Annotated in this window: 19 protein-coding genes; 12 read left to right on the forward strand and 7 right to left on the reverse strand. The window is 68.0% G+C overall.

The window, feature by feature from the left end; all coding sequences use genetic code 11:
• Positions 1–23 precede the first annotated feature (23 nt).
• Both maiA and LZ586_RS12925 read left to right on the forward strand, forming a co-directional pair.
• A complete protein-coding gene (gene maiA / locus LZ586_RS12920) occupies positions 24–647 on the forward strand; it encodes a maleylacetoacetate isomerase (protein ID WP_235076693.1) in 624 nt (207 codons plus the stop codon).
• Positions 644–2,707: a TonB-dependent receptor gene (locus LZ586_RS12925; RefSeq protein WP_235076694.1), complete on the forward strand. Its 2,064-nt coding sequence runs from the start codon at positions 644–646 to the stop codon at positions 2,705–2,707. Before maiA ends, LZ586_RS12925 begins: the two co-directional genes overlap by 4 nt.
• Here the strand turns inward: LZ586_RS12925 and LZ586_RS12930 are convergent.
• Entirely contained in the window at positions 2,692–3,783 is a 1,092-nt protein-coding gene (locus LZ586_RS12930) for a glycosyltransferase (RefSeq protein ID WP_235079808.1), read from the reverse strand. The genes LZ586_RS12925 and LZ586_RS12930 overlap by 16 nt on opposite strands.
• 178 nt (positions 3,784–3,961) lie before the next feature.
• Between LZ586_RS12930 and LZ586_RS12935 the strand changes: the two genes are divergently transcribed.
• Genes LZ586_RS12935 through LZ586_RS12945 form a run of 3 tightly spaced genes read left to right on the forward strand, consistent with a single transcriptional unit; the run spans position 3,962 to position 6,612 of the window.
• A complete protein-coding gene (locus tag LZ586_RS12935) occupies positions 3,962–4,888 on the forward strand; it encodes a hypothetical protein (RefSeq protein ID WP_235076695.1) in 927 nt (308 codons plus the stop codon).
• A complete protein-coding gene (locus tag LZ586_RS12940; protein ID WP_235076696.1) occupies positions 4,888–5,400 on the forward strand; it encodes a DUF2141 domain-containing protein in 513 nt (170 codons plus the stop codon). Before LZ586_RS12935 ends, LZ586_RS12940 begins: the two co-directional genes overlap by 1 nt.
• 15 nt (positions 5,401–5,415) lie before the next feature.
• Positions 5,416–6,612: a glycosyltransferase gene (locus LZ586_RS12945; RefSeq protein WP_235076697.1), complete on the forward strand. Its 1,197-nt coding sequence runs from the start codon at positions 5,416–5,418 to the stop codon at positions 6,610–6,612.
• Here LZ586_RS12945 and LZ586_RS12950 read toward each other — a convergent pair.
• Positions 6,552–8,105 (reverse strand): ArnT family glycosyltransferase, encoded by a 1,554-nt coding sequence (locus LZ586_RS12950; RefSeq protein WP_235076698.1) that lies wholly within the window; start codon positions 8,103–8,105, stop codon positions 6,552–6,554. The two genes, LZ586_RS12945 and LZ586_RS12950, sit on opposite strands and share 61 nt — an antisense overlap.
• Before the next feature lie 163 nt (positions 8,106–8,268).
• Positions 8,269–10,857 carry an aminopeptidase N gene (gene pepN, locus LZ586_RS12955; RefSeq protein WP_235076699.1) on the reverse strand — a complete coding sequence of 863 codons (2,589 nt, stop codon included), beginning with the start codon at positions 10,855–10,857 and terminating at the stop codon, positions 8,269–8,271.
• 113 nt (positions 10,858–10,970) lie between these two features.
• Between pepN and LZ586_RS12960 the strand changes: the two genes are divergently transcribed.
• The 3 genes from LZ586_RS12960 to LZ586_RS12970 all read left to right on the forward strand — a co-directional run bounded on the left by LZ586_RS12960 (position 10,971) and on the right by LZ586_RS12970 (position 15,207).
• On the forward strand, positions 10,971–12,629 hold the full coding sequence (locus LZ586_RS12960; protein ID WP_235076700.1) for a M28 family metallopeptidase: 1,659 nt from the start codon (positions 10,971–10,973) through the stop codon (positions 12,627–12,629).
• Positions 12,626–14,263: a M20/M25/M40 family metallo-hydrolase gene (locus LZ586_RS12965; protein ID WP_235076701.1), complete on the forward strand. Its 1,638-nt coding sequence runs from the start codon at positions 12,626–12,628 to the stop codon at positions 14,261–14,263. The genes LZ586_RS12960 and LZ586_RS12965 overlap by 4 nt, the downstream gene beginning before the upstream one ends.
• Before the next feature lie 110 nt (positions 14,264–14,373).
• On the forward strand, positions 14,374–15,207 hold the full coding sequence (locus LZ586_RS12970) for an SDR family NAD(P)-dependent oxidoreductase (RefSeq protein WP_235076702.1): 834 nt from the start codon (positions 14,374–14,376) through the stop codon (positions 15,205–15,207).
• Here LZ586_RS12970 and LZ586_RS12975 read toward each other — a convergent pair.
• From LZ586_RS12975 to LZ586_RS12990, 4 genes are all read right to left on the reverse strand, one after another.
• Complete coding sequence (locus LZ586_RS12975) at positions 15,117–16,076, reverse strand: DMT family transporter (protein ID WP_235076703.1); 960 nt, start codon at positions 16,074–16,076, stop codon at positions 15,117–15,119. The genes LZ586_RS12970 and LZ586_RS12975 overlap by 91 nt on opposite strands.
• A complete protein-coding gene (locus tag LZ586_RS12980) occupies positions 16,073–17,080 on the reverse strand; it encodes a threonine aldolase family protein (RefSeq protein WP_235076704.1) in 1,008 nt (335 codons plus the stop codon). The genes LZ586_RS12975 and LZ586_RS12980 overlap by 4 nt, the downstream gene beginning before the upstream one ends.
• Before the next feature lie 55 nt (positions 17,081–17,135).
• Positions 17,136–19,352, reverse strand: a complete 2,217-nt coding sequence (locus tag LZ586_RS12985; protein ID WP_235076705.1) for a transglycosylase domain-containing protein — start codon at positions 19,350–19,352, stop codon at positions 17,136–17,138.
• An 81-nt stretch (positions 19,353–19,433) separates the two neighbouring features.
• Positions 19,434–20,000 (reverse strand): HNH endonuclease, encoded by a 567-nt coding sequence (locus tag LZ586_RS12990; protein ID WP_235076706.1) that lies wholly within the window; start codon positions 19,998–20,000, stop codon positions 19,434–19,436.
• A gap of 101 nt (positions 20,001–20,101) precedes the next feature.
• Here LZ586_RS12990 and LZ586_RS12995 point away from each other — a divergent pair, with 101 nt between their 5' ends.
• From LZ586_RS12995 to LZ586_RS13010, 4 genes are all read left to right on the forward strand, one after another.
• A complete protein-coding gene (locus LZ586_RS12995) occupies positions 20,102–21,070 on the forward strand; it encodes a glutamyl-Q tRNA(Asp) synthetase (RefSeq protein ID WP_235076707.1) in 969 nt (322 codons plus the stop codon).
• A 10-nt stretch (positions 21,071–21,080) separates the two neighbouring features.
• Entirely contained in the window at positions 21,081–21,311 is a 231-nt protein-coding gene (locus LZ586_RS13000; RefSeq protein WP_235076708.1) for a twin transmembrane helix small protein, read from the forward strand.
• 258 nt (positions 21,312–21,569) lie between these two features.
• Positions 21,570–22,115, forward strand: a complete 546-nt coding sequence (locus LZ586_RS13005; RefSeq protein ID WP_235076709.1) for a cob(I)yrinic acid a,c-diamide adenosyltransferase — start codon at positions 21,570–21,572, stop codon at positions 22,113–22,115.
• 43 nt (positions 22,116–22,158) lie between these two features.
• On the forward strand, positions 22,159–23,541 hold the full coding sequence (locus LZ586_RS13010) for an ergothioneine biosynthesis protein EgtB (RefSeq protein ID WP_235076710.1): 1,383 nt from the start codon (positions 22,159–22,161) through the stop codon (positions 23,539–23,541).

Below are 23,541 nucleotides of genomic sequence, written 5' to 3' on the forward strand. Positions count from 1 at the left end.
GAGTCACTCGCAGGGGCCTGGCCATGCTGCTTTATGATTATTTCCGCTCGTCCGCGGCCTATCGCGTGCGCATCGCGCTGAACTTGAAGGGCCTCAGCTATGAACGGCGCGACATCCTGTTACTCGAGGACCAGCAGCGCAGCCCGGAGCATATCGCCCGCAATCCGCAGGGCTTCGTTCCCGCGCTCGAAGTCGAGGGGCGCATCCTCACTCAGAGTCTCGCCATCATCGACTGGCTCGACGCACGCCATCCCGAGCCGCGGCTGATCCCGAGCGATATGGACGCGCGTGCCGACACCCTGGCGCGTGCGCTGCTGATCGGGGCGGACATCCATCCGCTGAACAATCTGCGCGTGATGCGCTGGCTGAAGGATGAGGCGGGCCTGGGCGAGGATCGCCGCTCCGAGTGGACACGCCATTGGATCGCAGAGGGCTTTGACGCGTTGGAAGCGGTGACAGGCAAGGGGCCGTTTCTCGGCGGCGCGGCGCCGGATCTTGCCGATGTCTTCCTGGTGCCCCAAATGTTCAACGCCCGCCGCTTTGGCGTCACGCTCGACGCCTATCCCAAACTCGTTGCCGCCGATGCTGCCGCGTCCGCATTGCCGGCCTTTGCCGCGGCGCACCCCGACAAGGTTGCTCCTGCATGAAGTGTATCGTCTGTTCCGCCGGCATGCTCCTGGCGATGCCCGCCATGGCGCAGGAAGCCGAGCGTGCCGAGCCGCAAGAGATCATCGTCACCGGACGCGGGCTCGACGTGCCACCGGGCGAAGCGGCCTATGACGTCGTCGCGATCGATCGCGGGCGGCTGGCCAACACGGCCAGTGGCCGGCTTGAGGACGTGTTGCGCGATGTCGCCGGCATCGCCCAGTTCCGCCGCTCGGACTCGCGTTCGGCGCATCCCACCAGTCAAGGCATCACGCTGCGTGGCTTGGGTGGCAACGCGTCGAGCCGCGCGCTCGTCATCCTGGACGGCGTGCCGCAGACCGACCCGTTCGGCGGCTGGGTGGCGTTTCCTGCCTATCTGCCCGACCGCCTGGCGGCGATCCGCGTCACCCGGGGCGGCGGCAGCGGGTATGCCGGTCCTGGCGCGCTCGCCGGCACGGTGGAGCTGATCAGCGGCAGCCCAGACGATCTCGGCCCGCTCCAGCTTCGCGCCGCCTATGGCAGCCGGGACAGCGTCGACACGTCGGCGGTTGCCTCGGCACACTTGTCGGGCGGCTTCGTCACCGCCGCTGCACAGTATAACCGCGGCAACGGCTTCACGCCGATCGTGGCGGAGGACCGTGGGCCCGCCGATCGTCCGGCGCCGTACGAGCAGGCCAGTCTCGCGCTGCGCAGCGTCTTCGATGTCGGCGCCGGGACCGAGCTTCAGGCCAATCTCTCCGGGTTCAGGGATCGGCGCGACCGCGGCGTGGACTATACCGGCGTGCGCAGTGACGGCGCCGATGCCAGCCTCCGGCTGGTGAACCGGGGCAAGTGGGGCTGGTCGGCGCTCGCTTATCTTCAGACCCGCAGCTTCGCGAGCGGCTTTGCCAGCGTCAACGACACGCGCACTGCGGCCAGCCCGACGCTGGACCAGTATAACGTGCCCGCGACCGGCATCGGCGGGCGCTTCGAAATCGCGCCGCCGCTCGGCGGAGGCATCACGCTCCGACTTGGCGGGGACGTGCGCAACGTGTCGGGACGCACGCAGGAACTCTATACCTTCGTCGGCGGGGCTCCCACGCGCAACCGCGTGGCCGGCGGCGAGAGCACCACGGTCGGCGGCTTTGCCGATGCGAGCTACCAGGCCGGGCCGCTCACCCTGAACCTGGGCGGCCGGATCGACCGGTGGACGATCAGTGGCGGCTCGCTGGTCGAGCGACCGCTTGCCGGCGGTCCGCTGCTGACCGACATCGCCTTTCCGAACCGTCGCGGTTGGGAGGGTAGCTGGCGTGCCGGAGCCGCCTGGGACGCAGGGACCGTCACCGTACGTGCAGCCGGATATCGCGGCTGGCGTCTACCCACCCTCAACGAGCTGTATCGCCCATTCCGTGCCGGCGCCGACGCCACCGCTGCCAACGCCGCGCTCGCTCCCGAACGGTTGATCGGCGCCGAAGCCGGTCTGGACTGGCGCCCGGTGGACGCGGTGACATTGCGGGCTACGGCACATTGGAGCCGGCTTGACGACGGCATCGCCAACGTCACCATCGCCAATGGTCCCGGCACCTTTCCCTCTGTGGGCTTCGTTTCGGCGGCCGGTGTGTATCGCCAGCGCCAGAATTTGGATGCGGTCGAAGCGCGCGGCGTGGAGCTCGACGGGCGCGTGACGCACGGGCCATTCAGCCTGTCGGCATCCTACGCCTACACCGACTCGCGCGTGCACGCCTCGAACGTCGCCGCTCCGCTCGACGGCCTTCGCCCGGCGCAGACCGCCGAGCATCAGGCGTCGACCACATTGGCCTGGTTCCGCGATGCGCTCGGTGCCTCGCTGACGGCGCGGTATATCGGCCCGCAATTCGAGGATGACCAGAATAGCCGCGCGCTGGCCGATGCCATCACCTTCGATGCGCTTGTAGCGGTGCCCGTGTCGAGCGAGCTAGCCGTCGAAGCCCGCGCGGAAAACCTTACCGACGCGCGGGTCGAGGCGACGATCAGCGGTCCTGGGATCATCGAACGGGCGACCCCGCGCACCTTGTGGATCGGAGTGCGCTACCGGATGCACTGAGCCGCCACTTGGTCGAACAGCGCCAGATATTCGCGGATCGGGTCGCCGCCGGCGATCTGAGGCGCCGGCCGCCCGCGGCCTGGCATGAGCCAATGATCGAATGCCGCCACCAGCGCGGCTGGATCGTCCCGCGGGATCACGGTGCCAAGGTCCGGGGCATGGACGATCTCGCGGACTGCGACGCTCGATTCGGTCGACACCACCGGCGTGCCGACCGACAGCGCCTCGCGAAGCACCCCGGGCACGCCTTCATAGTCCGAGGCGAGCACCGCGACGGTCGCGCTTTCCAGGGACGGTAGCGGATCGCCGGCATGCCCTGGCAGGAACACGCGTCCTTGCAGCCCAAGCGCCGTCACCTGCGCCTCCAGCGCGCCCCGCAGGCTACCCTCGCCCAGGATCAGCAGCGAGATGTCCTGGTCGGCGAGCAGCGGCAACGCCGCGATCACGCGGTCCCAGCGCTTCTGCGGCTCCAGTCTTCCTACCCCAGCGATGTAGCGGCCCGGCGGCGAAGCGACGGGCGCGGCGCCGGGGACGCGACGCGCGGGGGGATTGGCGATGACGCTGACCCGGCCTGCTGACAGACCCATTTCGGCGACCGCCTCCGCGGCCATGGCCGGCGTCATCGCCACCACGTGACCCAGGAAGCGCGGGTGCAGCCGAAGCCAGCGCCGATATCCCCATGCCGCAACGGTGCCAAGCTCCGGCCGCACCAGCGCGTTGGATACCTTCCCGACGATCGCCGGGCCGGCGCGCCCCAGCTGGAGCCGCGTCGCGGCGGCCACGCCACTATAATGGTTGCCAGGGCAGAATATCAGGTCGGGCGCCTCTCTCCGCGCATGCTCGGCCAGCCGCAAGAGCCCGCGATAGCGCGTGTCGCCCAGTTCGATGATACGCAGCCCGTCCGGCAACTCCGCGGCCAGTGGACCGTCGCGGCTGCCCAGCATCAGCGTCACGCGCCGCCCGGCCTCCAGCCAGCCTGCCGCCATGCGCAGCATCGCCCGCTCCACTCCGCCGCCGCGAAGCGTCTGCGCGAATGTCAGGATGTGATGGGCGGGGGGCAGGGTGGGGTGGGGCATGGTCACTTGCGGTTTGCCACGCTTAGGCCCAAATCGTCCCCGCAATAAACCGCATTCTGTTGCCAATTGGTCGCTTCCGCAAGGAAGTCTGGGCTGATCGGCACGGGCAAGTCGCGGGGAACGGCGAATTGCGGCGGCGGAACCAAGATCAGTGAACAGCCCGGTTGTGGAGGCTTCGGTGAACACCAGCGTTGTCGGAGCTCCTTCGGTGGCGGCAGCGCCCGATCTCGCAGGCCTTGAGCCCGTGGAGAAGATCAAGCGGCGCTGGCCGATGTTCCTAGGCGGCGCGCTGACGCTGCTGATGATCGTCGCGCTTTGCCGCGAGCTGTTCGATGCCGGCCTTGCCGGGCTCACCAAGGCCTCGCCGGCGAACCCGCTCTTCTATGTGGTCTTTGCCATCTACTATCTTGGCCCGCCGACCTTCGACTACGTCATCTTCCGGCGGCTGTGGCGCATCCCGCTGGCCGGAATGGCCGCGCTCCACAAGAAGCGCATCTCGAACGAAGTGCTGTTCGGCTATACCGGCGAAGCCTATTTCTACGCCTGGGCGCGCCAACGGACCCAGATGGTCGCGGCACCCTTTGGCGCAGTCAAGGATGTCACCATCCTCTCGGCGATCGCCGGCAACGCCGTCACGCTCGCGGTGGTCGCGGTGGCGCTGCCGCTGGGCATCAGCCTGCTCACGGCGATCCAGCAAAAGGCGGTGCTCGGCTCGATCGCGGTGATCATCGGCACATCGGTGCCGTTCATGATCTTCTCCAAGCGCGTGTTCTCGCTGCCCGCCGGTACCTTGTGGTGGATCTTCGGAGTCCACTGCGCGCGTATCCTTGCCGGCTCGTTCTTCGTCGCGCTCGCCTGGCACTTCGCCATGCCCGAGGTGCCGTTGGGGACGTGGCTGTTCCTCGCCGCCGCGCGCCTGCTTGCCTGGCGGCTTCCGCTCGTTCCCAACAAGGAACTCGTTTTCGCCACCTTCGCGATCATGGTGATCGGCCAGGGCGAGGCGCTGTCGGAACTGATGGCACTGATCGCGGCGCTCACCCTGATCGCCCATGTCGCGCTGATCGCAGGCTTCAGCGTGTATGCACTGTTCAAGAGGACTCGCTGATGTTTAACGTTCCCCTGTTCGCCGCAACGGCACTGGCGGCGCTCGCGCTGCCGGCGTCCGCCTCCGCCCAGGACTGGAAGGACGGCTCCTGTGCTGCGGGTCCCGGTCCGCGCCTCCGCGTGAACGTGGTCGGGCTCAAGGACTATACGGGCCGCCTGAAGCTGGAGCTCTATCCTGGTACGGAGGCGGACTTCCTGAAGGACGACCGCGACCTGAAGGCGGAGGGCAAGCCGTTCCGCCGCGTCTGGAGCACGCCGCCGGCGTCGGGCACTGTTACCTTGTGCATCAGGGCGCCGGGTCCCGGGCAATGGGCCGTGCTCTTCACCCATGATCGCGACGGCAAGAACAAGTTCAACTTCTGGCAGGACGGCGCGGGCTTCCCCAGCAACCAGCGCCTGGGCCGCAGCCGTCCCAAGGTGCGCCAGGCACTGGTCAACGTTCCCGCCTCGGGAGGGCAGATCACGATCCGCGCGCAGTATCTGAAGGGGCTGGGCGGCTTCGCTCCGCTCTGATCCCCGGAGGCGGTCATGCGCATCGTCGATGTCAACGAATTCTACTCGCCGACCGGCGGGGGCGTGCGCACCTATCTGGACCGCAAGATGGGCATCATGGCCGATCTGGGCCATGAACTCACGGTCATCGCGCCGGCGCTGGAAAGCGCAGTGGAAGACCGGCCAGGCGGGGGACGGATCATCTGGGTCAAGGCGCCGCCGCTGATCCTCGACCGCAACTACTGCATCTTCGTCAAGGACGAGCCGATCTGGGAGCTGCTGGATCAGCTCCGGCCCGATATCGTCGAGACCAGTTCGCCCTGGCGCCCGGGCTGGACGGTCGCCGAGTGGAAGGGCGACGCCCTCAAGGTGTTTTTCGCGCATGGCGATCAGATCGGCGCCTATCCGCAGCGCTGGCTGGACAGCGTGGCGACCCCGATCCAGGTCGAACAGGCCTTCGCCTGGTACACGCGCTACTGCAACCGCTTCCTTGCGCATTATGATGTCCTGGTCACCAACGGCCCCGCGCTTGCCAAGCGCTTCCGCCGCCGGGGCATGAAGGTCGACGCCTCGATGCCGCTCGGTATCGAGCGCAGCTGGTTCTCGCCGGATCTGCGCGATGAAAAACTCCGCGTCTCGCTGCTCGAACAATGCGGTCTGCCGCCCGAAGGGCATCTGCTGCTCGGCCTGGGCCGGCACCACAAGGAAAAGCGTTGGCCGCTGGTGATCGACGCCGTCGAGTCCGCTGCGACGGACCTTCCGGTGGGGCTGATCCTGATCGGCGATGGCCCGTCGCGCGGCAAGCTCGAAGAGCGCATTGCCGGCAGCCCGCACATCCGCATCTTTCGCCCGGTATACGACCGCGTGCGGCTGTCGCGGATCATGGCGAGTTGCGACGCGCTGATCCACGGCTCGGATGCCGAACCCTTCGGATTGGTGGCTTCGGAAGCGCTCGCCTCCGGCCTGCCGCTTATCGGCCCCGATGAGGGCGGCTTTGCCGAACTCGCGGACCCGCTCTTCGCCGAAACCTATGCCGCGCGCGACGCGCTATCGGCCGCCGAGGCGATCCGCCGCATGTTCGCTCGTGAGCCCGGCATCGTACGGGCCGCTGCGCGTGCCGCCGCGGCACGCGTCCGCAGCGATCGGGATCACACGATCGAGTTGATGGCCTATTACAAAGGCTTGCTGGAAAGCCGCCGCACCGGTGCCGCGGCAGGCGCTGCCATCGCCTGAGCCTCGAACACGGCGACGCTGTCATTGCCGATCGGCCAGACGCCCTTCAGCTTGTAGCCGTCGGTTTCGAGCCGCTGCAAGGTCCGGCGCCGCACGTCCTGGCGTTCGCCGTCATAGGGTTCGGCAACGGTGACGATCGCCGGCCGGCTGCGGAAGATGCGGCGGATCTCGGCAAGCTGGTTCACGCCAATCGCGTTCGCCTCTCGGATCCTGGACAGGTGTCGCGGGAACAGCCACGCGGTGGTCACGCATCTGCCGGTATAGCTGTAAAGCATCGGCGGGCCGGAATAGAGGAAGATGCACCCGGGCCCGTGTCCGATGGCCTGGCTTAGCGCCTGAAGCTCCGCACTGTCTCCGCGCGACAGTCTGGAGGTGTAGGTCGCGATGAAACCCGCCACCAGCGCAACCGCCAGCAGCGGCAGCATCAACATGCGCCCCACGCGATGATTGCCGAAGAAGCCGGCACAGCACAGCGATGCCGGCACCAGCACGGGCAAGGCGTAGTGCGTGAAGAACCCGCCAAAGGCGATCAGCCCCACCACTGCCGCGACCAGCCATCCCAGCACGAAATGCCGGCGCGTGCGCTCGATGTCGGACGTCGCCGGAAGGCGACCGGCAAGCGCGGCCATCGTCAGCAGCGGCGCCAGGATCATCGTGATTTCGCGGACATTGTGCCACCAAATCCGCTGCGGATCTTCCTGGCGGGTGAGGATCGAGGTGACGTTCGCATAGATCCAGGCGTCACCCTGACCGATCGCCATGTAGAAGCTCCAGACCAATCCGGTCGGCACGATCGCAACGCCCGCCAGCATCGCAGCGGCGGCCAGTACCTGGCTCGGGCCCGCCCCCAGGCGGTGCTCGCGCCACATCAGCCACAGGCCGAAGAACATGCCTTCGAACACCGCCGCATATTTGATCTGCATGGCGAAGCCGACCAGCGCCATTGCAAGCACCGCGCGACCGATGCGCCGCCGGTCGGCCAGTAGCTCGCCCGCGCGCGGCAGGATCAGCGCCGCGGCTGCCGCCATCGGCAGGTTGTAGAAGATCGGCGACTGCCCGCCCTGTCCCCCGGCAAGATTGAGCATGAAGATGTAGAGCAGCGCTGCCGGCAAGGCGCCGCGCCGCCAGCCGGCACGGTCGGCGATGCGCGCGATCAGCAGCGCGGTCAGCACCACGCTCCCCAGCGCCATCAATTGATAGGCCCAGATCCCCAGAGGCACGCCCAGCGCGGCCGCGGGCAGGTAGACCAGGAACAGCCCTACCGGCTTGCGATCCCAGACATCGACATAGGGCAACGCGCCGTGCAGCATCTGCTGCGCCGCTGCGAAATAGAAATTCTCGTCGATATGGACCAGCGGATTGCCGAAGGTCAGGCAGCGGGCGACCATCGCGGCGAACAGCAGCACCAGCCAGCGCGGTGCCGCGGCCACGGCTTCGACAAGCGGCGTCGCCGGCAAACGCCGGAGTCCGAGGACCGGGAAATCGACGCTCACCGGCATCTGAACGAAGGAGGGCGGGATGGTCGAAGCATGAATCGGCTCTGGAGAAACGACTAGGCTTCTCACGTAGCCGCTCGGTGCGCGCCTGTCACGAACGCGGCGCTCTGCTCGACCCGAGGCAAACTCCGCAGGACCTTTCTGCCTAGGACCGATCCGCTCAATCCAGCGACTTGGACGCCTGCTCGAACATGTCCTTGCTGAGACCTGGTGTCGCCACGATGCGTTCCAGCTCGGCGCGCATCTGGGCGGCACGTGTCGCGTCGAAGCGCTTCCAACGGCCAAGCGGCGGCAGCAGCTTGGCCGCGGTCTGCGGGTTCAGCTTGTCGAGGGCGATCAGCTGGTCCGCCATGAAGCGGTAGCCACGTCCCGAGGGCTGATGGAACGCGCGCTGGTTGACGCTGAAGGCGCCGATCAGCGCGCGGGCGCGATTGGGATTGGCAAGCGTGAAGTCGCGGTGGCCAGCCAGCCGCTCCACCATCTCCGGCGTGTCGTCGCGCGAGGACAGCGCTTGCGTCTGGAACCACTTGTCGAGGACGAGGCCGTTGCCCCGATAGCGCGCGTAGAACGCCTCCAGCGCCTGTTCGCGCAGTGGCGAGTCGCCGCTGGCGAGCGTGGTCAGACCGCCCTGGCGATCGGTCATGTTATCGGCCTTGCTGAACTGATCGAACGCCAGTTCCTGCGCGTCCGCGGCGCCGCTGGCGGCGATATAGCCGAGTGCCACCGAGCGGATCCGCCGGGCGCCCTTGGCCGCCGGCGAATATTCGAAGCGATTGGCGATGCTGCTCTCATAGGCCGTGCGCCACTGGTCGTGCAGCACGGTGCCGAGTGCGCGGCGCAGCGCTTCGCGGGCGCGGAAGATCGCCTCCGGATCGACCACTGCCAGCTGATCGCCGATGAAGCTGTCGGACGGCAGCAGCACCGCTTCCGCGACAAAGGCCGGGTCGAGCGCGGCATCGGTCAGCGTGTTGCGCACCGCTTCGACCACCGCATCATGATCCGTCGATCCGGTCGTCACCGAACTCACCAGCGTATCCAGCATCAGCTGCTGCATCGCCTCGTAGCGGGCGAAGGGATCGTCGTCATGCGCCGAGAGGAAGGCGAGATCGGCGGCTGTACGGTCGGTCTCGACCACTACCGGCGCGGAAAAGCCGCGATTGATCGACAGCACCGGCTTCTCGGTCAGGTTCTCGAAGAAGATCTCGGTATGCGGGTCCTTGAGCAGGACCAGCTGCTCGTCGGACATCGCCCGCCCGGTTTGCGCGCCGAACAGCTTCAGCTTGAGCGGCAGCACCATCGGCTCCTTGACCGGCTGGCCCGGCGTCGGCGGCACCGTCTGGCTGAGCGTCAGCCGCGCCTTGTCCCCGTCCATCGCCAGGTTGGCAGTGACCCGCGGCGTGCCCGCTTGGGTGTACCAGCGCCGGAACTGATCGAAGTCGACGCCGCCCGCCTCCTCCATGCACTGGACGAAATCCTCGCAGGTAGCGGCGGTGCCGTCGAACCGCTCAAAATACAGGTCCGTCGCTTCGCGGAACTTGGTGGGACCCAGGATGGTGTGCATCATCCGGATCACTTCGGCGCCCTTGTTGTAGATGGTCGCCGTGTAGAAATTCGATATCTCGATATACTCATCGGGACGCACCGGATGGGCGAGCGGACCCGCATCCTCGGGGAACTGGCTGGCGCGCAACCCGCGCACATCCTCGATCCGCTTCACCGCCGCCGACCCCTGGTCCGCCGAGAAGCCCTGGTCGCGGAAGACGGTGAAGCCTTCCTTGAGGCTCAGCTGGAACCAGTCGCGGCACGTGATGCGATTGCCCGACCAGTTGTGGAAATACTCGTGCGCCACCACTGCGGCGATCGCGTCATAATCGTAATCGGTGGCGGTATCCGGATCGGCCAGGATGTAGCGGCTGTTGAAGACGTTCAGTCCCTTATTTTCCATCGCGCCGAAGTTGAAGTCGTCCACCGCGACGATGTTGAACACGTCCAGATCGTATTCGCGGCCATATACCTTCTCGTCCCAGGCCATCGACAGCTTCAGCGCGGCCAGCGCGTGGTCGGTCTTGGCAAGGTCGGGCTGACGCACCCAGATGCCCAGCTGCACGTCGCGTCCCGACATCGTCCGGAAGCTGCCGCTATTGGCGACCAGGTCGCCCGCCACCAGCGCGAACAGATAACAGGGCTTGGGGAAGGGATCGTGCCACTCGGCCCAATGGCGCCCGCCCTGGATCTCGCCCTGCGCGACCGGGTCGCCATTGGCGAGCAGCACCGGAAAGCGCGCCTTGTCCGCCGTCATCTTGACGCGGTAGCGGGTCAGCACGTCGGGGCGGTCCGGGAAGAAGGTGATCCGGCGAAAGCCCTCCGCCTCGCACTGGGTGCACAGGATCCCGCCCGAGGCGTAGAGCCCCTCGAGCTGGGTGTTCCGCTCGGGCGCGATCTCGACCTCGGTCTCGACGACATGGGCGTCGCCGCTCAGCGGCACCACCAGGTTCGATCCGTCCATCGACCAGCCTTGCGCCTCGGCGCCGTCGACCAGCACGCGCAGCGCGGTAAGCCCGTCGCCGTCCAGCACCAGCGGCCGGTCATGCGCGCCGCGGCGGGTTACCGTCAGCCGGGCGCGGACTCGCGTGGCCGCCGGATCCAGGTCGAAATCGAGCGCAATCTCGGGCACCTGCCAGTCTGGCGCGCGATAGTCCTCGCGGCGGATGATGCGGGGAGCCTGGGTTGCGATCTGAGCGTCTGCCATAGCCCGCGATATAGGACGAAGTCCGTGCGCTGCCACAGGAAAACTGGTCGCTTGCCTATGAACGGCACGATGCTACCGGTGATCCAGTCCAGCCCTTTCGAGGACCTTGCCGAATGCTCCGACTGACTGCGCCGCTCCTTCTCGCCGTCCTGCCCGCATCTGCCGCCTTCGCCCAGGACGCCAGCCCTGCACAGAAGAACGCGATCCTCAATGCCGAGCTTCCCGCCGACCAGGCTGCGTTGAAGAGCCACGTGATGTTCCTCGCGTCCGATGCGATGAAGGGGCGCGAGGCGGGAAGCCCCGAGTTCGACATCGCCGCGCAATATGTCGCGTCGCAATTCTATGCCGCCGGGCTCAAGCCGATGGGCGATCAGGGCTCCTATCTGCAGAAGGTTCCGCTGGTCAGCTACAAGCCCGCCGATCAGGGCAGCATGATGCTGGCGGGCAAGCGCGGCCAGCCGGTCAGCCTGACGTTCGGCGAAGACTATCTTCCCGCCGGCAATCCGGCGTCGCCGACGTTCAACCTGACCGCACCGGTGGTGTTCGTCGGCTATGGCATCGTCGGGCTGGGGCGCGACGACTATAAGGGCATCGATGCCAAGGGTAAGATCGTCGCCTTTTTCGGCGGCGCGCCCGGCAGCTTCCCCGAAGAAGAGCGCGCGCACTTCTCCAGCGGCGCGAGCAAGGCTGAGATCGCGGCGCGGCACGGCGCGGTCGGCTATATCCAGCTCGATTCGGCGCGTTCGGGACGCGGCAACTATCCGGTGGCGATGATGCGCGGGTCGTGGGACCGCAGCCGCGTCACCTGGGGCAACCCGGACGGCACCGGTTCGATCGCGGTTCCGGGGGTGCCCTCGCTCGGCAATCTGAGCGTCACGGGCGCCGCCAAGCTGTTCGCGGGCGCCAGAACTCCGTGGGCCAATGTCGCCAAGCTGTCGGAGAACGATGCCGCGGTGTTCAAGGCGATCGACTTGCCCGTTCGGCTGGCGGTGACCTCCAAGACCGCGTTGACTCCGATCACCAGCTACAACGTCGCCGGCTTCCTCCCCGGCAGCGATGTCAGGCTCGCGAACGAAGTCGTCGTCCTATCGGGCCATCTCGACCATATCGGCGTCGGCAAGCCCGATGCGAAGGGCGACACGATCAACAACGGCGCGCTCGACGACGCGGTCGGCATCGCCTCGCTGATCGAAGAGGCCAAGCGCTTCAAGGCGGCCGGCACCAAGCCGCGCCGCTCGATCCTGTTCCTGGCGGTGACCGCGGAGGAAAAGGGGCTGGTCGGCTCCAGCTATTTCGCCAACCACCCCACCGTGCCCGGCACGATCGTCGCCGACGTCAATCTCGACATGCCGATCATCACCTACAAGTTCCAGGACATCGTCGTGTACGGCGCCCAGCACTCGACGCTGGGGCCGATCGTCGAAAAGGCGGGCAAGGAGATCGGCGTCACGGTGTCCGACGATCCGCTGCCCGGCGAGGCGATCTTCGTCCGCTCCGACCATTATAACTTCGTCAAGAAGGGCGTTCCCTCGGTCTTCCTGTGGCCCGGTGCCGGCGGCCCCGGGCGCGCCGCGATCGACGCTTTCATGAAGAACCAGTACCACCAGCCCTCGGACCAGATCGGTACCGTGCCGATCGACTGGGAGTCCGGCGTGCGTTTCGTCGACGTGAACTACCGTATCGCGCGCGCCATCGCCGACGGCGATCAGCGCCCGCTGTGGAACAAGGGCGACTTTTTCGGCCTGCTCTACAAGGGTCCCGGGGCGAAGTGACGCGGCTGGGCGTGCGCGTCTTGCCGATGGCGGGATGCGTGGCGGCGGCGCTGCTGGCCTGGGCGTTGCCCGTCGCGGCTCAGCAGCTCCCCGCCGACCAGGCTGCGCTCAAGGCGCACGTCCAGTTCCTCGCCGCCGACAGCCTGCGCGGGCGGGAGGCGGGGACCCGCGATTTCGACATCGCCGCGGACTATGTCGCGGCCCAGATGCTCGCCGCCGGGCTCAAGCCCGCGGGAGCGGACGGGGGCTGGTTCCAGCCGGTGCGGCTCGCGACCTACCGACCGGCCGAAAAGGCGAAATGGACGCTGATCCGCGGCGGGGCCACGGTGCCGCTTCAGTTCGGCAGCGACTTTCTCAACGAGCCCGTTCCGGCCGTCCCTGACTTTACCACCGAAGGATCCATGATCTTCGCCGGCTACGGCATCGTCGATGCCGCAAGCGGCCGTGACGATTACAAGGGCCTCGACGTGCGCGGCCGGATCGTGGTGATTTTTGCGGGCGTTCCGGCAGGATTGTCGAACGAGATCGCCGCGCATTTCGGCAATGACGACCAGAAGGCACGTCTCGCCCAAGCCCGCGGCGCGAAGGCGGTGCTGGTCCTCGAATCCGCGTCCCGCCGCGCCGACTACGCCTTCGAGGCGCTGGTGCCTTACTGGGATTATGAGCGCACCGGCTGGGTCGGTCCCGACGGCAAGACTCACATGATCGCGCCTGGAGCCCCGGTGGTCGGTTATGTCAGCCGGGTCGGCGCGGAAAAGCTGTTCGCGGGCTCGCGGATCAACTGGCGCGATCTGGTCGCCGCCGAGGAACGCGGCGCCAGGCTGCCGACCGGACCCCTGTCGGGCAGGCTCCGCGCGGCTGCCAAAACGCGCACCCGGATGCTCGAAAGCCGAAACGTAGCGGGCATGCTGGAAGGCGGCGATCCGGCGCTCAAGAGCCAGGTCGTCGTCCTGTCCGCGCATCTCGATCATGTCGGGGTGGGGCAGGCGGTCGATGGCGACCGCATCTACAACGGGGCGATGGACAATGCCGCGGGCATTGCCACCATCCTCGAAGTCGCCCGGCGGTTCCAGGCCGAAGGGGTGCGTCCGCGCCGCTCGATCCTGTTCGTCGCGCTCACTGCCGAGGAGAAGGGGCTTATCGGTTCCGGCTATTTCGCCAACTTCCCCACCGTGCCCAAGACGGCGCTCGTCGCCGATCTCAACCTCGACATGCCGATCCTGACCTTCCCGCTCCAGGACTTGGTCGTGCTCGGCGGCGAGCGGTCGAGCCTCGGCCCGCTGGTCGCCGCTGCGGCGGAAGCGGAGGGGCTGAAGGTCGTCGCGGATCCGTCCCCGGAGGAAATGTTCTTCGTCCGCTCGGATCATTACAGCTTCGTCCAGGCGGGGATCCCTGCGGTTTCGGTCGATACCGGCCCCGGCGGCCAGGGCGCCGCGGCGCAGAAGCTGTTCCTCGCCGAACATTATCACCAGCCCTCCGACCAGATCGGGCTGCCGTTCGACTGGGCGTCGGCGGCGAAGTTCCTGCGCGTGAACTACGCTGCCGCCCGCGCGATCGCCGACGCGGATGAACGCCCGCGCTGGAACAAGGGCGACTTTTTCGGCACGCTGTTCGACGGCTATGGCGCGAACTAGCGCCGTGTCGGTCGGCCAGGACCAGCGCAAACAGCACCAACCTGCTCCCCGGCGAAGGCCGGGGCCCAGTTCCGGCGAACGGCTCCCAACGGCACGATTGGCATAGCGTCATGCGCCTGCTGATCTTCGGCCCAGGGTACACCGCCTCGCACCTTATCGCCCGCCTCGCTCCGCGCGGCTGGCGCATCGCCACGGTCACTCGAGCCGGCGAACTTCCGATGGCCGATCACCAACGCGTGGCGTTCGAGATCGCGCAGGCCACGCACATCCTCTCCAGCGTCCCGCCCGATGATGCCGATCCGGTTCTCGCCAGCTACGGGCCCGAACTCGCCCGCGCGTCGGCATGGCTCGGCTATCTTTCCGCCACCGGCGTCTATGGCGATACCGCCGGCGCCTGGGTCGACGAGACCGCGCCGACCGGCACCGGCCGCCGCAGCGCCCGCGCCGCCGCCGACGCTGCCTGGGCCGCGCTGCCGAACGCGCGCCTCTTCCGCCTGCCGGGCATTTACGGCCCCGGCCGTTCGCCGCTGGACCGCGTGCTGCGCGGTGAGGCGCGCCGCATCGATGTTCCCGGCCAGGTGTTCAGCCGCGTCCATGTCGACGACATCGTCGAAGGCGTGATCGCCGGCTTCGCCGGTCCGCCCGGCATCTACAATCTGGCCGACGACCAGCCCGCGCCGCAAAGCGACGTCGTCGCTTATGCCTGCCGCCTGCTCGGCCTGCCGGTCCCGCCGCTGGTGCCGCTCGACCAGGCCGATCTAAGCCCGCAGGCGCATGCCTTTTATGCCGAGAACCGCCGCGTCGCGAACGGCAAGGCAAAGCGCGTGCTCGGCTGGCAGCCGTGCTATCCGGATTACCGGTTGGGCCTGCGCGCTCTCAGCGCGATGACCAGCCCGGCCATCACCAGCACCGCGCCCACGCCCGCCAGCAGCGACCAGCGATAACCCTCGAAGATCGTCGAGAGCAGCATGGCGATCACCGGGACCAGCACGCTGGTGTATGCCGCCTTGGCCGGGCCGATCACGCGAATCAGTTGGTAATAGATGCTGAAGGCCAGCGCGGACCCCAGCACGCCCAAATAGAGGATGCCGGCCAGGTAGCTCCACCGCATCTCGATCACCGGCGCGCCTACGGTGCTCCAGGCGAACGCCGCGTCGACACCCGCGCCGATCAGCATCGCCCAGCCGAGCGCCGTGGACATCGGATAGGACTTGGCCCAGCGGGTCGCCTGCATGACGTTGGCGGTCGACGCCGCCAGCACCCCCAGTGCCGCCGTGCCGATGCCGATCACCGCCGCGCCGGTACCGGCCGCGCTCAGCCGCGCTTCGTGGACGAACAGCAGCGCCACGCCGCCCATCGCGACGACCGATCCCGCGATCAGCTGCCGCCCCATCTTCTGGCCCAGGAATAGCCGCGCGAGAAGGGCATTGGGCACCAGCAGCAGCGCATACACCACCGCCACCACGCCAGAGGTGATGGTCAGCTCGGCGCGGTAGACGGAGTTGAAGTTGAGCACGAACTGGGCCACCCCCAGGCACGCCGCGAACAGCACGCCGCGTGCTTCCAGCCGCAGCCCGTCGCCGCGCAGCAGCGCCCATCCGAGCATCACAACGCCAGCAACCAGGAAGCGATAACAGACCGACCAGCTTGGCGGCACCACCGCCAGCTGGTCGCGGATCACCAGCCAGGTCGACCCCCAGATCAGCGTCACCAGGATGAACGGAACCAGCACTTCCAGCCGCGCCGAACGTGGCGGCACCGGCTCGACCGGCGGCTCTACGATCGGCTTGGCGTGGAAGAGGATCCGCCTCACGGCAGCGCTGCGATCGCGTCCGCCAGCGGCCGGATCGCCGCCTCCGCCTGATCCCAGCTGGTCACCAGCCGCACTTCGCCCGGCGCCCAGTCGTAAAAGTCGAAGCCGAGGCCGCGCAGCCCGGCGGCTTCCTCGGGCGTCACCTTCAGGAACACTTCGTTCGCCTCGACTGGGTGGACCAGCCGGTCTGCGCCCGCAGCGTCGGCAAGCAGCCGCGCGCCGGCATTGGCCGCGCGGGCATTGTCCAGCCACAGGTCGCCGTCGAGCATCGCCAGGATCTGCGCGGCCAGATACCGCCCCTTGGACAGCAACAGCCCGGCGCGCTTGCGGCGGTACAGCGTCGCGTCGGCGAGTTCGGGCTTGAAGAAGATCAGCGCCTCGGCGCTCATGCCCCCATTCTTGACGAAGCCGAAGCTCAGCACGTCGACGCCGGCGCGCCAGGTCACGTCGCCGGGGTGGCATCCCAGATGCGCCACGGCATTGGCGAAGCGGGCGCCGTCCATGTGCAGCCCCAGCCGCCGCTCCTTGGCCACCGCACCGATCGCCGCCACTTCGTCGGGGGTGTAGACCAGCCCATATTCGGTCGCGTTGGTGATCGAGATTGCGTGCGGCTGCACCTGGTGCACGTCGTTGCGGATGTTGCCAGTCACGCCGCGCAGCGCATCCGGCGTGATCTTCGCACCCTGGCCCTCGACCAGCATCAGCTTGGCGCCATGGGTGTAGAACTCAGGCGCGCCGCACTCGTCGTTCTGGATATGCGCGTCGCGGCTGCACAGCACGCCGCCATGCGGCGGGCACAAGGCCGCCAATGCCAGCGCATTCGCCGAGGTGCCCGATGGCACCCACAGCGCCCGCACCCGGGTGCCGAACAGATCGGAAAACCGCCCGTCCAGCTGTTCCGACCAGCGATCGCCGTCATAGGCGGTGTCGAGCTGGTTCACCTCCAGCAGCGCCTGGAGCACCTGGGGGGAAACGGGAGCGGCGTTGTCGGAAAAGAAGCGCATGTCCAGCCCCTTGGGCCAGCGCCGGACCCTGCGTCAACCGGTCACGCGCGCTGCCTCAGAAGCCCTGATCCTCCTCGGGCGGCGGCTCTTCCTCGCGACCCCGGCGCGCGCCGCGGCGTGGTGGCGGCGCCTCGGCCTCTTCCTCGTCCTCGAACGCGCCGCGCGGGTCGATCACCTGGGTATCGATGCCGGTGCCTTCGATCACGTCGCCAACGCCGTTCAACACGTCGTCCAGCGTCACAGCGTTGTCGCTTTCCTCCTCGACCGGCGGGGGCGGGGGGAGCTTCAGGTCCAGCGCCCGCACCATGAAGTCGCGCCAGATCCGCGCCGGCAGCCCGCCGCCCGACGCGCCGGGTATCGGCGAGTTGTCGTCATTGCCGATCCACACGCCGACCACCAGGTCGCCCGCCCAGCCGACGAACAGCGCGTCGCGCGCGTCCTGGGTGGTGCCGGTCTTGCCGAACGCCGGGATCGGCAGCGCTGCGCTGCGCCCCGTGCCGCCTTCCACCACCGTCGCCAGCAGCGAGCGGAGATCCTCCAGCTCGCCACCCGGGATCTTGCTCGCCCCGCCCAGCCGCTTGGCCAGCCAGTCATCGGCTTCCTCGGCCTGGTCGAGCCCGCTCGGCCGCACCGGATAGCTGCCGTTCGCCACCGCCGCATAGGCCGCGGTCAGCTCGAGCAGCGACACGCCCGACGTGCCCAGCCCGATCGAGGCATCGCTGCCGATCGGGGTCGAGATGCCCAGGTCTCGCGCCGCCCGCGTCACTGCGCGCACGCCCAGCTCGTTGGTCAGCCGCGCCGCCACGACGTTGCTCGACTTGGCGAACGCCCGGCGCAGCGTGATCCGCCCGGCATAGCGCCCGTCGCTATTGGCCGGCTTCCAGTCGCCGATCGTCACCGGCGTGTCGTCGACCATCGTGTCCGGCGTCATCCCGGAGCGCAGCGCGGCCAGGTACACGAACAGCTTGAAGGTCGATCCCGGCTGCCGCCGCGCCTGGGTCGCGCGGTTGAACGGGCTCTGGCCGTAATTGCGCCCGCCGACCATCGCCACCACGCGCCCGTCCGGGTGCATCGCCACCATCGCCACCTGGGTTCCGCGCAATCCCGCGCTCTTCACCACCCGCTCGGCAGTCGCCTGCAGCTTGGCGTCTAGCGTGGTGCGCACTTGCTGCTCGGTGGCGACGCCCCCGGCGCGGTCGCGCGCCTGGGGCAGCACCCAATCGGCGAAATAAGTGCCGTTGGGCAGTTCCTTGGTCCTGCTGACGCGGAGCACTGCCGGCCGCACGCGCCGCGCCTCGCTTTGGGTGAGCAGCCCGGCATCGAGCATCGCCCCGATCACCAGCTTCTGGCGCTCGCGCGCGCCGGCCAGATTGTCGGTCGGCGCCAGCCGCGACGGCGCCTTTACCAGTCCCGCGAGCATCGTCGCCTGGCTTACCGTCAGCCGCTCGGGCTCGACGCTGAAATAATGCTGTGCCGCGGCGCGCAGGCCATAGGCATTGTCGCCGAAATAGACGTTGGACAGGTACCGCGACAGGATCTCGTCCTTGGTCAGCCACGCCTCCAGCCAGAAGGCGATCAGCACTTCCTGGAACTTCCGGGTCGCGGTGCGGTCCATCGTCAGGAAGGCGTTCTTCGCCAGCTGCTGGGTGATCGTGCTCGCCCCCTGCGATCTCCCGTCGGAAGTGGTGTTGTGCCACGCCGCGCGCAGGATCCCGCGCGGATCGACACCCCAATGGCCATAGAAGCGCCGGTCCTCGATCGCGACGAAGGCATCGCGGACATGCTCGGGCAGCTTGCTCACATCGACCGGCGCGCCGATCACCCCGCCACGCCGGGCGATCGGCGTGCCGTCGCTGGCGAGCAGGGTGATCGACGGCGGCACCGGCGGCTGGAGCGACTTGTTGAGCGGGGCGGTCACCGCCAGCCAGCCTACCGCCACGAAGAACAACAGGATCAGCGCGGCGATGCCCCGGCTGATCCACCGCAGCACGTTCCGCCGCCGCCGGGGCGGCGCGGGCAGGTTGGTGGTATAGCCTTCGGGCTCGGCCTCGCCAGCGTCTGGAAAAGGAGGCGCGGTCGGAGGCGGCGGAGGCGGCGCCCCGCCGCCGTTCGCAAACGCCTGCCGGTACGACGGCAGGCCCCCGGTCAGGTCCAGCGGCTCAGGGCGCGGCGCGCTGACGGGCCGCCACGGGCGCACCTCCCCGGCTTCCTCCTCGGCCACCCTGCGCCGCAGGGGGAATCTCGTGTCGTCAGAGCCGGAGTCACGCGCCATCCACCAATCCTAGGAGATCGCCGACCCGGATTCAAAGGGTTAACCGGCGAGGTGTGCTGGTATAGTGATACGGCGTGCCGCTCAAGCCTCCAGTTCGACGTCCCAATACAGCCAGTCGCGCCACGTCTCGTGCAGGTGGTGCGGCGGGAAACGCCGGCCATGTTCCTGCAGCTGCCAGCTGGTCGGGCGGATCGGCTGGATGTGGAGCGGCATGGCGGCTTGTTTGGGCGTCCGTCCGCCCTTGCGCAGGTTGCATGGCGCGCAGGCGGTGGCGACATTCTCCCAGGTGGTGCGCCCGCCCTGCGCCCTGGGAATCACATGGTCGAAGGTCAGGTCGCGCGGGGAGCCGCAATATTGGCAGCTGAACTTGTCGCGCAGGAACAGATTGAACCGGGTAAAGGCAGGGAATTGAGAAGGTCGGACATATTGTTTGAGCGCGATTACCGAAGGCAGCTTCAGCTTCGCGGAGGGACTTCGCACCTCTCGCTCGTAATAGGAGACCACGTCGACGCGGTCGAGGAACAGTGCCTTGATCGCGGTCTGCCACGGCCACACGCTCAAGGGATAATAGCTCAGCGGCGTGAAATCGGCATTGAGCACCAATGCCGGGCAATTGTCGGGATGCCGGATCAGATCGGGATGGTACATGCACTCCCTCGCCCTGACGTGTTGCGTCCCACTATCTTGCCAGGAAGCGTGACGCGGTCATGACAGCACAGCCCGCAAGTCGCGGTCAAGGCCCGCTTTCCATGCCGATCCACACCCGCTTCGCCCCAAGTCCTACCGGCCGGCTGCATCTCGGCCACGCGTTTTCGGCGATCCAGGCGCACGACTTCGCGCGGAGCCAGAGCGGCCGCTTCAGCCTGCGCATCGAGGACATCGACGGCACCCGCAGCCGCCCCGAGCATGTCGAGGCGATCTTGCGCGACCTGGAATGGCTGGGGCTGACATGGGACGGTGAAGTGACCCTTCAGTCGCAGCGCCTGCACCGGTACGAAGCCGCCCTCGATCGCCTGCGCGCGATGGGCCTGCTCTACCCATGCACCTGCACCCGCGCCGACATCGCCGCCAGCCTGTCGGCCCCGCACGGCCACGAGGGCGCGGTGTATCCCGGCCTCTGCCGAGAGCGGAGCGACGCCGACCTGACTCAGCCCCACAGCTGGCGCCTCGATGTGGACCGTGCCCTAAAGATCCTCCCCGAGCTGTGCTCGGGGGGGACCGCCGCTGAAAGCGGTGGTGGAGGGGCCGGCGAAGCCGGCGCTACCGCGCCGCCCCTCCACCCCTCGCTACGCGAGCGGTCCCCCTCCCCGAGCAAGCTCAGGGAGGATCTATGGTGGCACGATGCCTTCGCCGGCTGGGTCCGAGCCGACCCGCACTCCCACGGCGACGTCATCCTCGCCCGCAAGGACGCGCCCGCCAGCTACCACCTCGCCGTCACTCTCGACGACGCCGCCCAGGGCATCACCCATGTCGTCCGCGGTCAGGACCTGTTCGAGGCTACCCACGTCCACCGCCTGCTCCAGGCCCTGCTCGGCCTGCCGACTCCGGAGTACCGCCACCACCATCTCCTGGTCGGCCCCGACGGACAGCGCCTCGCCAAGCGCCACGGCGCGCCCAGCCTGGAGTCGTTGCGGCTCGCCGGCGAGGACGGCCGGGCGCTGGCCGACCGTCTCCGCGCCGGGCTGCTTCCGGTTGGATTCGCGGCGGCAAAGGCGTAGACTTGCGCTCATGAACCTGTTCCTCGTCCTGCTCCTGGTGGCCGTGATCCTCTCGGTCCTGTTCGTCCTCATTCGGGGGCTGGTGAACATGGCCGGTACCACCCAGGCCGATCTGGAAGGCGAGGGCCCCAGCGACCGCGCCCTCAAATCCAACAAGCTGATGCAGCAGCGCATCCTGCTTCAGGCGCTCGCGATCGGCCTGATCGCGATCATCCTGCTCTTCGCGTCCGGAAGCAGCTGAGCCGTCCTTCCTCCCCTCCCTTTCAAGGGAGGGGTTGGGGGTGGGTGGCGAGCGTAGCGAGCCTCCAACGCTAGCCGCCCAGGCGCCCAACGGCGGAAAAGCCAATAACCCAGCGCAACGCCGGGGCGCAGCGTCGCCACAGCCAGAGAGGGCAACCCGCACCCGCCGTAACATGGCAGGGCCCAGGGCTCCGCCGGGGACCTGCAAGAAGTGCGGAACGCCTTCCGCCGCGCCGCGACACCGGCTACCCGTCGCCCCATGGTCAAGCTCAACAAGATCTACACCCGCACCGGCGACGACGGCACCACCGGCCTCGCCGACGGAGCGCGCATCTCCAAGGCCGATCCGCTCATGGCCGCGATCGGCGACGTGGATGAGGCGAACAGCGCGATCGGCGTTGCCCGCGGGGCGCTAGGCGCCGGGCCGATGGACGACATGCTCGCCCGCATCCAGAACGACTTGTTCGATCTCGGCGCCGATCTCGCCACGCCGGTCGGGATCGAAGGCGCACTCCGCATCGTGCCCGCCCAGATACGCTGGCTCGAGGACCAGATCGATCGGCTCAACGCCGCGCTCGACCCGCTCACCAGCTTCGTCCTTCCCGCCGGCGAACCCGGCGCCGCTGCGGTGCATCTCGCCCGCGCGATCACGCGCCGCGCCGAACGCGCCGCCGTCTCCGCGCAAGCCGGCGACCAGCCGCGCGCCTATCTCAACCGCCTGTCCGACCTGTTGTTCGTCGCCGCGCGCGCAGTGAACCGAATCGGCGGGGGCGACGTTCTGTGGGTGCCCGGAGCGTCCCGCTAGCCTGGTGCTTGACTTGCAGCGTGTTGCAGGTTAGGAGAACATTATGCGAACGGAGCGCGGCCAGGCTCTGGAGTCTTCACCTCTTGCGGTGCGTTTCGCGCGGGTAAGGGGTCTCTCGGAAGCGCTCGTGGCGCGGCTCTCCGATGCCGACGCGACGATCCAGTCGATGGACGACGCGTCACCCGCCAAATGGCACCTCGCCCATACCAGCTGGTTCTTCGAAACCTTCGTGCTGCGCGATCACGTGCCCAGCTACCAGCTGCACGACGAACGCTTTCCGTTCCTGTTCAACAGTTATTATGAGGCGGAGGGCGCGCGCCATGCCCGGCCCCGCCGCGGCATGCTGTCGCGCCCGTCGCTGGACGAAGTGCTCGGCTATCGCGCCGCCGTCACCGATGCGGTGCTTGCCGCACTGCCCGGCCTGCCGCCTGAGGCCGAGGCGCTGGTGGCGCTAGGCTGCCATCATGAGGAACAGCATCAGGAACTGCTGGTCACCGACATTCTTCACCATTTCTCGGTCAATCCGCTCGAGCCGGCGCTCTGGCAACCCGCGCCCAAGGTACCTGTGGCAATGCCGGGCCAGATCGCCTGGATCGAAGGCGTCACCGGCGAAGTCGAGATCGGCGCGAGGACCGCAACTTCGTCAACTTCACGCATCAAGGAAGGCAAAAACCGCGCGAGGACGACAACTTCCTCAACTTCACCATGGCAATCGGGTGAAGCCGGGCGTGCGCAGACTGCAACTTCCTCAACTTCACCTGATTTCGCCTTCGATTGCGAAGGGCCGCGCCACCGTGCGCTGCTCCATCCGCATGCGCTGGCCGACCGCACCGTCACCAATGGCGAATGGGCCGCGTTCATCGCCGATGGCGGTTATCGCGACTCGCGTCACTGGCTCTCCGACGGCTGGTCCTGGGTGCAGGGGGAGGGCATCGCCGCGCCGCTCTACTGGGAACAACGCGACGGTGTGTGGACGCGGTTCGGTCTCGACGGCCGCCGCCCGATCGACCCGGCCGCGCCGGTCACGCATGTCAGCTTCTTCGAAGCGGATGCCTATGCCAGCTGGGCCGGCGCGCGTTTGCCGACCGAGTTCGAGTGGGAAGCCGCGGCTGCCACACACGATTCGAACGGCGGCAACCAGCTTGATACTGCCGGCCCGGTCGAGCCGCGCCCTTCCACCGGCGGCCCGGCGTTCTTCGGCGACGTCTGGGAATGGACCGGCAGCGCCTTCCGGCCTTATCCAGGCTTCCGCGCGGCCGAAGGCGCAGTCGGCGAATATAACGGCAAGTTCATGAGCGGCCAGTTCGTGCTGCGCGGCGGCAGCTGCGCCACGCCGCGCGGCCATGCCCGGGCGAGCTACCGCAACTTCTTCTACCCCCATCAGCGCTGGCAGTTCACCGGCGTTCGCCTGGCCAAGGATCTCTGA

The organism is Sphingomonas sp. S2-65, assembly GCF_021513175.1.
Lineage (GTDB): Bacteria > Pseudomonadota > Alphaproteobacteria > Sphingomonadales > Sphingomonadaceae > Sphingomonas.

What these genes read in the sequence shown, in the direction of transcription:
- maiA (WP_235076693.1), top strand. Translation starts at nt 24, where the DNA reads ATGCTGCTTTATGATTATTTCCGCTCGTCCGCGGCCTATCGCGTGCGC.
- LZ586_RS12925 (WP_235076694.1), top strand. Translation starts at nt 644, where the DNA reads ATGAAGTGTATCGTCTGTTCCGCCGGCATGCTCCTGGCGATGCCCGCC.
- LZ586_RS12930 (WP_235079808.1), bottom strand. Translation starts at nt 3,783, where the DNA reads ATGCCCCACCCCACCCTGCCCCCCGCCCATCACATCCTGACATTCGCG.
- LZ586_RS12940 (WP_235076696.1), top strand. Translation starts at nt 4,888, where the DNA reads ATGTTTAACGTTCCCCTGTTCGCCGCAACGGCACTGGCGGCGCTCGCG.
- LZ586_RS12945 (WP_235076697.1), top strand. Translation starts at nt 5,416, where the DNA reads ATGCGCATCGTCGATGTCAACGAATTCTACTCGCCGACCGGCGGGGGC.
- pepN (WP_235076699.1), bottom strand. Translation starts at nt 10,857, where the DNA reads ATGGCAGACGCTCAGATCGCAACCCAGGCTCCCCGCATCATCCGCCGC.
- LZ586_RS12960 (WP_235076700.1), top strand. Translation starts at nt 10,971, where the DNA reads ATGCTCCGACTGACTGCGCCGCTCCTTCTCGCCGTCCTGCCCGCATCT.
- LZ586_RS12970 (WP_235076702.1), top strand. Translation starts at nt 14,374, where the DNA reads ATGCGCCTGCTGATCTTCGGCCCAGGGTACACCGCCTCGCACCTTATC.
- LZ586_RS12980 (WP_235076704.1), bottom strand. Translation starts at nt 17,080, where the DNA reads ATGCGCTTCTTTTCCGACAACGCCGCTCCCGTTTCCCCCCAGGTGCTC.
- LZ586_RS12985 (WP_235076705.1), bottom strand. Translation starts at nt 19,352, where the DNA reads ATGGCGCGTGACTCCGGCTCTGACGACACGAGATTCCCCCTGCGGCGC.
- LZ586_RS12990 (WP_235076706.1), bottom strand. Translation starts at nt 20,000, where the DNA reads ATGTACCATCCCGATCTGATCCGGCATCCCGACAATTGCCCGGCATTG.
- LZ586_RS12995 (WP_235076707.1), top strand. Translation starts at nt 20,102, where the DNA reads ATGCCGATCCACACCCGCTTCGCCCCAAGTCCTACCGGCCGGCTGCAT.
- LZ586_RS13000 (WP_235076708.1), top strand. Translation starts at nt 21,081, where the DNA reads ATGAACCTGTTCCTCGTCCTGCTCCTGGTGGCCGTGATCCTCTCGGTC.
- LZ586_RS13005 (WP_235076709.1), top strand. Translation starts at nt 21,570, where the DNA reads ATGGTCAAGCTCAACAAGATCTACACCCGCACCGGCGACGACGGCACC.
- LZ586_RS13010 (WP_235076710.1), top strand. Translation starts at nt 22,159, where the DNA reads ATGCGAACGGAGCGCGGCCAGGCTCTGGAGTCTTCACCTCTTGCGGTG.